The following is an 8,357-nucleotide window of genomic DNA, read 5'->3' on the forward strand; positions in this document are numbered from 1 at the left end:
GTGCGAGAGGCGCTCGACGGCCGCGCCATCCACGAGCTTGTCGACTTGCCCGTCATGACCGACACGCGCGTCGAAGCCACAATGGCGCTGCTGACCGCGCTCGAAGCGGCGATGTTCTATCCGAGCGGCGGGCTGATGTTGCTGCATTTCGCAACGATGGTCCGGCTGACGCTACGCTACGGCGCCACCGCCGCGTCGGTGCAAGGGCTCGCGTGGTACGGCGTCAGCATTGCCGAGCATCACGACGCGTATGAAGACGGCCTGGAATTCGCGAAGGTCGCGCTCGCACTGGTCGATCGGCACGGATTCGAGCGCTACCGCTCCGCGGCGCTGGTCGCACTCGACCAGGTAAGCGTCTGGACCCAGCCTCTGTCGTACGCACTCGATCACGCGCGCGATGCGAAGGCGGCAGGCAATGCGAGCGCCGAACTGCGCTGGATGTGCTACAGCTGCAACCACATCATCAGTGATCTGCTCTCGATGGGCGAAGCGCTGCCGGCGATCCGAGACGAAATCGATCCGCTGCTGGAGATCGCTCGCAGCGCACGCTACGACGACATCGTCGACCTCGTTTCCACACAGTCGGAATTCATCGTCGCGCTGCAACTCGGCGCCGACCGGCCGATCGGCACCTGGCGCGGCCGTACTTCGACGAAGACGCCGATGTCAGTCCTGCAGTTCTGGACCGACGTGCTTGCCGGCCAGGCGGCGTTCATCTTCGGCGACGCGGACGCGGCGCGTGCGTCGCTCGATGCAGCCGCATCGTTCGCATGGTCGACGCCCGCACACATCATGCTGTCCGACTTCCACCTGTTCAGCGTGCTGGCCGGCATTGCGAGCGACCACGGTGCCACGCCGCCTGACCGACTGCTCGAGCGATATGCACCGCGACGTGCCCGCTTCGCCGCATGGAGCGAACGAAATCCGGTGACGTTCCGGAACAAGCTTGCGCTGATCGATGCCGAATTCGCGCGCGTGCGCGGCGAGCATATCGTTGCGATGCAACAGTACGAGACCTCGGCCAGCCTCGCGGCGGAGCGAGGGTTCGTGCACGAACAAGCGCTCACGCACGAACTGGCCGCGCATCACGCAGCATCGCTCGGGCTCACCGCCCCCGCACGCCATCAACTGCGGCTCGCCCATGCTTGCTACCGGCGCTGGGGCGCGACCGGCAAGACGCAGACGATGGAATTGCGGCATCCGTTCCTCATGGCGGACCCGTCGCCCGGCGGCACGGCCGTCGCTGCGCACGAAGATCTCGATTTCGCGCTTGCGATGCGCGCGGCTCACTCGCTGTCCGAGGAAATCGTTCTGGAGCGCCTGATCCAAACGCTGATGCGCAACATGATCGTGTATGCCGGCGCGCGCAATGGCCTGCTGTTGCTCTCCGGACACGACCGGCTGACGATCGAGGCGGCCGCGCGCATCGTCGGCAGTGACGTGATCGTCGATATTGCCAGCAGCGAACCCACCGAGCAGGATGTCCCGTTGTCGATCCTGAACACCGTTGCACGAACCCGCAAGCCCGTCGTGCTCGCGAACGCGCAGCTCGAAGGCGTGCCCGACCACGTCGACAGCCTGCGCGCGCACCCTACACGCTCGCTGTTCTGCCTGCCTCTGCTGAAACAGGGCGCCCTGATCGGCGTGCTGTATCTCGAGAACGCGCTGACCAACGGCGTGTTTTCGCCGCGACGCATCGCGATGCTGGAAATACTCGCACCGCAGGCGGCGAATGCGCTCGAGTCCGCGCGGCTCTACGCGGAACTGATCGACGAGAACACGCGCCGGCTCGAAACCGAGGCCGCGCTGCGGCATGCGCGCACCGAGCTCGCGCGCGCGGCGCACATGACGGTGATGGGAGAACTGGCCGCGTCGATTGCGCATGAGATCAACCAGCCGCTGACCAGCATCGTGTCAAGCGTGGGTGCCTGCATGCGCTGGCTGCGCGGCACGCAACCCGACCTCGGCGAAGCGCTCGCGAGCCTCGAAGACATTCGTGCGTCCGGTGTGCGCGCGGCCGACATCGTCCGCGCGTTGCGATCGCTCGCACGGCAGGCGCCCCCCGCGTTGGCACCGCTCGCGATCGACGATCTGATTCGTGACATGCTGCATCTCACCGCGCCCGAAATCGACGCGAAGCAGGTCGCACTGCGCGTCGATCTGCACTGCAACGGCATCCGTCTGATGGCGGATCGCACCCAGATCCAGCAGGTGATCCTGAACCTGATCACCAACGCGCTCGATGCAATGGACGGATTGGCCACGTCGCGCGAACTCGAGATGGCGTCACACGCCGGCGACGGCCACGTGGTCGTCAGCATCGCCGATCGCGGCGCCGGCATCGATGCGGAAATCGCGAACCGGATCTTCGATCCGTTCTTCACGACGAAGACGCACGGCATGGGGATGGGTCTCGCGATCTGCCGCTCGATCATCGAAGCGCATGGCGGCACGCTCGAGGCCGCGCCGCGCGCCGGGAACGGTACCGTCCTGACGTTCCGGCTGCCAATTTCGACGGTACGCTGACGGATCCGGCGAGCGCGCGGCGGACCCGGCGTCTCGCTACTCAGTGTCCGCCCGGCCGATGCGCGTCTTCGCCCAGGAACTGGTGCACGAACGTCACGGCCATCGCCCCTTCACCGACCGCCGACGCCACTCGCTTGACCGAACCCGACCGGACGTCGCCCGCGGCAAACGACCCGGGCACGCTCGTTTCCAGATAGTAGGGCCGGCGCTCGAGCGGCCACACGCGCTCGAATGCCGGACAGTCGTGAAGATCGCTGCCGGTGACCAGGTAACCGCCCGAATTGCGAATGATGTTCGTATCCCTGGCCCATTCGGTGTTCGGCGCGCCGCCGATGCAGACGAACAGATGCGTGGCCGGCAGCACTTCGCGCGCACCGTCTTCCGAACGAAGCGCGATCGCTTCGAGCCGGCCGTCGCCGTGGAGCGCGTCGACGGTCGAGCCGTACCGAACCGCCACGTTGGGCGTGCGCTCGATCCGGTCGATCAGGTAGCGCGACAACGTCGCCGCCAGCGATGCGCCCCTGACGATCATCGTGACTTCGCGCGCGTGTCGGGCAAAGTTCATCGCGGCCTGGCCTGCCGAATTTCCGCCGCCGACAATGAAGACGTGCTTGCCTTCGCACATCGGCGCTTCGCTCGATCCCGCGCCGTAGAACAAGCCGACGTTGAGAAACTTCTGTTCGTCGGGCAGGCCGAGACTGCGGTATTCGATGCCGGTCGCGCAAATGTTCGAGCGCGCGGTCAGGATCGAACCGTCGGCCAGGTCGACACGAATCTTGCCGTCGACGAACGTCGCGTGCACGCCCTCGCGCATCATCAGCAGTTCGACACCGAACTTCACCGCCTGCTGGCGCGCCCGCTCGGCCAGCTCGGCGCCCGGAATGCCCTCCGGGAACCCCATGTAATTCTCGATCAGCGAACTCGTTCCCGCCTGCCCGCCGATGGCATCGCGCTCGATCACGACGGCCCGGAGCCCTTCCGACGCCGCGTAGACGGCCGCCGACAGGCCCGCCGGACCCGCGCCGTAAATCGATACGTCGTATTCGATGAAGCGCGGCCGGGCGACCCAGCCGAGCTTGGCCGCAATCTCCGGCAACGTCGGCTGGTAGATGCGCGAACCGTCCGGAAAGATGACGACCGGCAGCCGGATATCGCGCATTGGCGCGATGCCCAGCTCGCGCACGCAATCGGTGTCGGACGTCAACTCGCACCACTCGTACTCGACCACCCCGCGTTTCAGGAAGTCGCGGATTGCGTAGGCCTCCTTGCTGTGAGGCAAGCCGATTACCTTGACGTGCTGCGACTGAGTCATGTGCGCCTCCCGGTGTCCGTCGTCTCGATCTCGCCCGGACCTCGTGCCGGCCGCACTTGCGACTGTACGTCCGCCCGTCGCCCGAGTTGACACGCTTAATAAGAATTAAGGTCGCGCTCGCGACACGACCGTCCACAATGAACCGTATCCAACCACGCTTGCAGCCTCGCGCCGGCCGCACTGCAAGCGCTATCCGACGCCGGCATCGGAGCGGAAGATGGCCATGACCTGCACCCATCTCGGCGGAGCGCGCATTCTGACCACCGATAAGGACTACTGCGAGGAATGCGTGAAGTCCGGCAGCCAGTGGGTGCATTTGCGCCTGTGCCTGGCATGCGGGCACGTCGGCTGTTGCGACTCGTCGCCGAATCGCCATGCGAGCCGGCATTTTCACGAAACCAGCCATCCGCTGGTGCGTTCGATCGAGCCAGGCGAGCGCTGGGTATGGTGCTATGCGGACGACGTCATGGCCGGCGAGATCGCGCCGTAACGCACCGCGCATCGGTATCCTGCGCCCGCGCGCCGGTATCCCGCGACGGGCCGCCGGTCTCCTCCACCTTCGGCATCGATCAGGCACCTTTTCGGGCCGAGGGTTAACACCGTCGGAACACGACTGTGTCCTGACGATTTTTTCGACTATAGTTTATCGGTCGATAACTTATCTCTCGATAAATAAGAGGTCCTCCATGCCTGTATCCAAACTCGCGCACTTCTCGATTCGCACGCTCGATCTCGAGAAATCGTGCCGGTTCTATGAACGTGTGCTCGGCTTCAAGCGCGGCTATCGCCCGCCGTTCGATTTTCCCGGTGCGTGGCTCTACAAGGGCGGCGACGAAGCCGATTACGGAACGGTCCACATCATCGGCATCGATCCGGCGAACCCCGACGGGCTCGCGGCCTATCTCGGCGACAAGGAACTGCCCGCAACGGGTACCGGAACCGTCGACCACATCGCGTTTCTCGCCACCGGCGTCGAAGCCATGTGGCACACGCTGCGCGCGGAAGACATCGTGTGGCGCGACCGCACGGTTCCGAGCCTCGGGCTGCATCAGGTTTTCATCGAGGATCCGTCCGGCGTGACGATCGAACTCAACTACCCCGCCTCCGAGGTCGCCGGCCTGGAGCTTCCCGCCGCCGCCTCGGCCGGCCACGCCCACGGAGACTGACATGAACAGCACCACTTCGACGAATCGCAAGGCGGCCATCATCGGCGGCTCGCTGGGCGGCCTGTTCGCCGCGAACCTTCTGTTGCGCAACGGCTGGGACGTGGACGTCTACGAACGCGTGCCCGAGGCGCTCTCGGGTCGCGGCGCCGGCATCGTCACGCACCCGGAGCTGTTCGACGTGATGCTCGCCGCGGGCGTGCGCATCGACGAATCGATCGGCGTGAAGGTCGAATCGCGCATCACGCTGGCCAGGGACGGCTCCGTGGAATCGGAACGCAGGCTGCCGCAGACGCTCACCGCGTGGAGCAAGATGTACCACGTGCTGCGCGCCGCGCTGCCCGACCAGCATTACCACTCGGGCGCTGTCGTCGCCGATGTCGCCGACGGACCGGAGCGCGCATCGGTCACGTTGTCCGACGGCTCGGTCGTGCACGCCGATCTCGTCATCGCGGCCGACGGATTCCGCTCGGCGATCCGCGAGAAACTCCTGCCGGATGCGCAGCTGCGGTACGCGGGCTACGTCGCCTGGCGCGGGCTGGTCGACGAGATCGGGCTGTCGGATGCGACTCACGCGACGCTATTCGGGAAATTCGCGTTCGGCCTGCCGCCGCACGAGCAGATCCTCGGCTATCCGGTCGCCGGCCAGGGCAACAGCACGAAGCCGGGCGAGCGCCGCTACAACTTCGTCTGGTATCGCGCCACCCGCGAAGACACCGACCTGCCGAACCTGCTCACGGATGCGACCGGCAAGCTGTGGACGGGCGGCATTCCGCCGACGCTGATCCGCCGCGACGTCCTCGACGACATGGAAGACGCGGCTCACGCGTTGCTTGCGCCGCAGTTCGCCGAGGTCGTGGCGCGTGCAGCTCAGCCGCTGTTCCAGCCGATTTACGACCTCGAAGTGCCGAACATGGCGTTCGGCCGGATCGCGCTGCTCGGCGACGCCGCGTTCGTCGCGCGGCCGCATTGCGGTATGGGCGTCACGAAAGCCGCCGGCGATGCGCTGGCGCTCGTCACGGCGCTGGCAACGCGCGCCGACATGCTCGATGCATTGTGCGAATACAGCGAAACGCGCACGGCCTTCGGCGCCGCGATCGTCCAGCATGCGCGTCATCTCGGCGCCTACATGCAGGCGCAACTGAAAGACGAAACCGAGCGCGAAATGGCCGAGCGCTATCGAACACCGGAAGTCGTGATGCGGGAAACCGCCGTGCCGCCGCATTTCTGAGCGCGGGCGGGCGCGGCGCGCAAGACGCGGGGCGCCCGCTGCCCGGCCAGGATTCCCGCATACCCGAAGGAGACACCGTGAACCACCCGATTCCGGCTACCGCCGGCGCCGCGCCCGACGCCCACGCGCCGGCCCAGCCCCCCCATCCGCTGTTGCGCGATGCCCGCTTTCTCGATCTCGTCAAGCGCAGAAGGCTGTTCGCCTGGTCGCTGACGCTCGTCATGCTCACGCTCTATTTCGCATTCATCCTCACGCTGGCGTTTTCGCCGAAGCTGCTCGGCCAGCCGATCGTGCAGGGCCAGCCGACCCCGTGGGGCATCCCGATCGGGTTCGGCATGTTCGTCGTCACGTTCGCCCTGGTCGCGCTGTACGTGTTCCAGGCCAATTCCGTCCACGACGCGATCGTCGCGTCCATTCGTCAGGGAGGCGACCAATGAAACGCCTGTTCTTCGCGGCGCTTGGCGGCGCCGGCTCCGCGCCCGCTTTCGCGGCCGGTCCCGCCACGCTCGCGCACGGGCACAATCCGATCGCGATCGGCATGTTCCTCGTATTCGTGGCTTCGACGCTGTTCATCACGCGCTGGGCCGCGCGCAAAAATAACAGTGTGGCCGACCATTACGCCGCCGGCGGCAAGATCACCGCATTCCAGAACGGCTGGGCGATCGCCGGCGACTACATGTCGGCGGCATCGCTGCTCGGCATCTCCGCGCTGGTGTTCACGAGCGGCTACGACGGCCTGATCTATTCGATCGGCTTTCTCGCCAGCTGGCCGATCATCCTGTTCCTGATCGCCGAACCGCTGCGCAACCTCGGCAAGTACACGCTTGCCGACGTGGTGTCCTATCGCCTCCGGCAACGTCCGATCCGCGCATTCGCGGCCTCGAGCTCGATCGTCATCGTGCTGCTGTATCTCGTGTCGCAAATGGTCGGCGCGGGCAAGCTGGTCGAGCTGCTGTTCGGCCTGAACTACACGGTCGCGGTGCTCATCGTCGGGGTGCTGATGGTGGTCTACGTGTTCTTCGGCGGCATGCTGGCGACGACCTGGATCCAGATCATCAAGGCGGTCCTGCTGCTTGCGGGCGCGGCGTTCATGGCGATCATGGTGCTGAGCCGTTTCGGGTTCAGCCTCGATGCGCTGTTCGCGCAGGCAATTCTCGTGCATCCGAAGCACGCGGCGATCATGAGCCCGGGCGGCCTGGTATCCGATCCGGTCTCGGCCGTGTCGCTCGGCCTCGCGCTGATCTTCGGCACCGCGGGCCTGCCGCACATCCTGATGCGCTTCTTCACCGTCGGCGACGTCAAGGCGGCACGCAAGAGCATCCTCTATGCGACCGGCATCGTCGGCATCGGCTATGTGCTGATCATCATCATCGGCTTCGGCACCATCGCGCTCGTCGCGTCGGATCCGCAATACCACGACGCGTCCGGCGCCGTGACGGGCGGCACGAACATGGTGGCGATCCACCTCGCGCACGCGGTCGGCGGCAACGTGTTCCTCGGCTTCATCTGCGCGGTCGCGTTCTCGACCATTCTGGCCGTGGTCGCCGGACTCACGCTAGCGGGTTCGTCGGCGATCTCGCACGACCTCTATGCGAACGTGGTGCGTCGCGGCCACGCGTCCGACCGGGAGGAAATGCGCGTGGCGCGCGGGACGACCCTGCTACTCGGCGTGCTCGCGATCCTGCTCGGCATCGCGTTCGAAAAGCAGAACATCGCGTTCATCGTCAGCCTCACGTTCTCGATCGCGGCAAGTTCGAACTTTCCCGTGCTGCTGCTCTCGATCTACTGGCGCGGCCTGACGACGCGCGGCGCGGTACTGGGCGGCCTGACCGGGCTCGCGACCGCCGTGACGCTCACCGTGCTGAGCCCGACCGTCTGGGTGCAGGTGCTCGGCCATGCGCACGCGGTCTATCCGTACGAATATCCGGCGCTCTTCTCGATGGCGGCGGCGTTCCTCGGCGTCATCCTGTTCTCCGTCACCGATCGCTCGGCCCGTGCGCAACAAGAGCGCGCGCAATTCGACACGCAGCTCGTCGCATGCGAGATGGGCATGACGCAACGCGGCTGAGCCGCGCGATCCGAACAATCGATAACCCATGAGAAACAACACGATGAATTGCATCTG

7 protein-coding genes are annotated in these 8,357 nt (G+C 66.0%); 6 read left to right on the top strand and 1 reads right to left on the bottom strand.

All coding sequences use genetic code 11. The features are described 5' to 3' along the window. Positions 1-2,526 (top strand): ATP-binding protein (locus JYJ84_RS21935; protein WP_205189462.1); only part of this gene is annotated, 2,526 nt, incomplete at its 5' end. 40 nt (positions 2,527-2,566) lie between these two features. Here the strand turns inward: JYJ84_RS21935 and JYJ84_RS21940 are convergent. Continuing rightward, positions 2,567-3,838 carry an NAD(P)/FAD-dependent oxidoreductase gene (locus tag JYJ84_RS21940; RefSeq protein ID WP_175221467.1) on the bottom strand — a complete coding sequence of 424 codons (1,272 nt, stop codon included), beginning with the start codon at positions 3,836-3,838 and terminating at the stop codon, positions 2,567-2,569. Positions 3,839-4,055: 217 nt separating this feature from the next. Here JYJ84_RS21940 and JYJ84_RS21945 point away from each other — a divergent pair, with 217 nt between their 5' ends. The 5 genes from JYJ84_RS21945 to JYJ84_RS21965 all read left to right on the top strand — a co-directional run bounded on the left by JYJ84_RS21945 (position 4,056) and on the right by JYJ84_RS21965 (position 8,300). After that, a complete protein-coding gene (locus JYJ84_RS21945) occupies positions 4,056-4,328 on the top strand; it encodes a ubiquitin carboxyl-terminal hydrolase 14 (protein WP_175221466.1) in 273 nt (90 codons plus the stop codon). A 196-nt stretch (positions 4,329-4,524) separates the two neighbouring features. Beyond that, positions 4,525-5,004, top strand: coding sequence for a VOC family protein (locus JYJ84_RS21950; protein WP_175221465.1), 480 nt, complete (start codon positions 4,525-4,527; stop codon positions 5,002-5,004). Position 5,005: 1 nt separating this feature from the next. Beyond that, on the top strand, positions 5,006-6,232 hold the full coding sequence (locus tag JYJ84_RS21955) for an FAD binding domain-containing protein (protein WP_175221464.1): 1,227 nt from the start codon (positions 5,006-5,008) through the stop codon (positions 6,230-6,232). A 77-nt stretch (positions 6,233-6,309) separates the two neighbouring features. Next, positions 6,310-6,669, top strand: coding sequence for a DUF485 domain-containing protein (locus JYJ84_RS21960; RefSeq protein WP_175221463.1), 360 nt, complete (start codon positions 6,310-6,312; stop codon positions 6,667-6,669). Beyond that, on the top strand, positions 6,666-8,300 hold the full coding sequence (locus tag JYJ84_RS21965; protein WP_175221462.1) for a cation acetate symporter: 1,635 nt from the start codon (positions 6,666-6,668) through the stop codon (positions 8,298-8,300). The genes JYJ84_RS21960 and JYJ84_RS21965 overlap by 4 nt, the downstream gene beginning before the upstream one ends. The last annotated feature ends 57 nt before the right edge of the window (positions 8,301-8,357 follow it).

This window comes from Burkholderia sp. LMG 13014, assembly GCF_905232215.1.
Classification (GTDB): domain Bacteria; phylum Pseudomonadota; class Gammaproteobacteria; order Burkholderiales; family Burkholderiaceae; genus Burkholderia.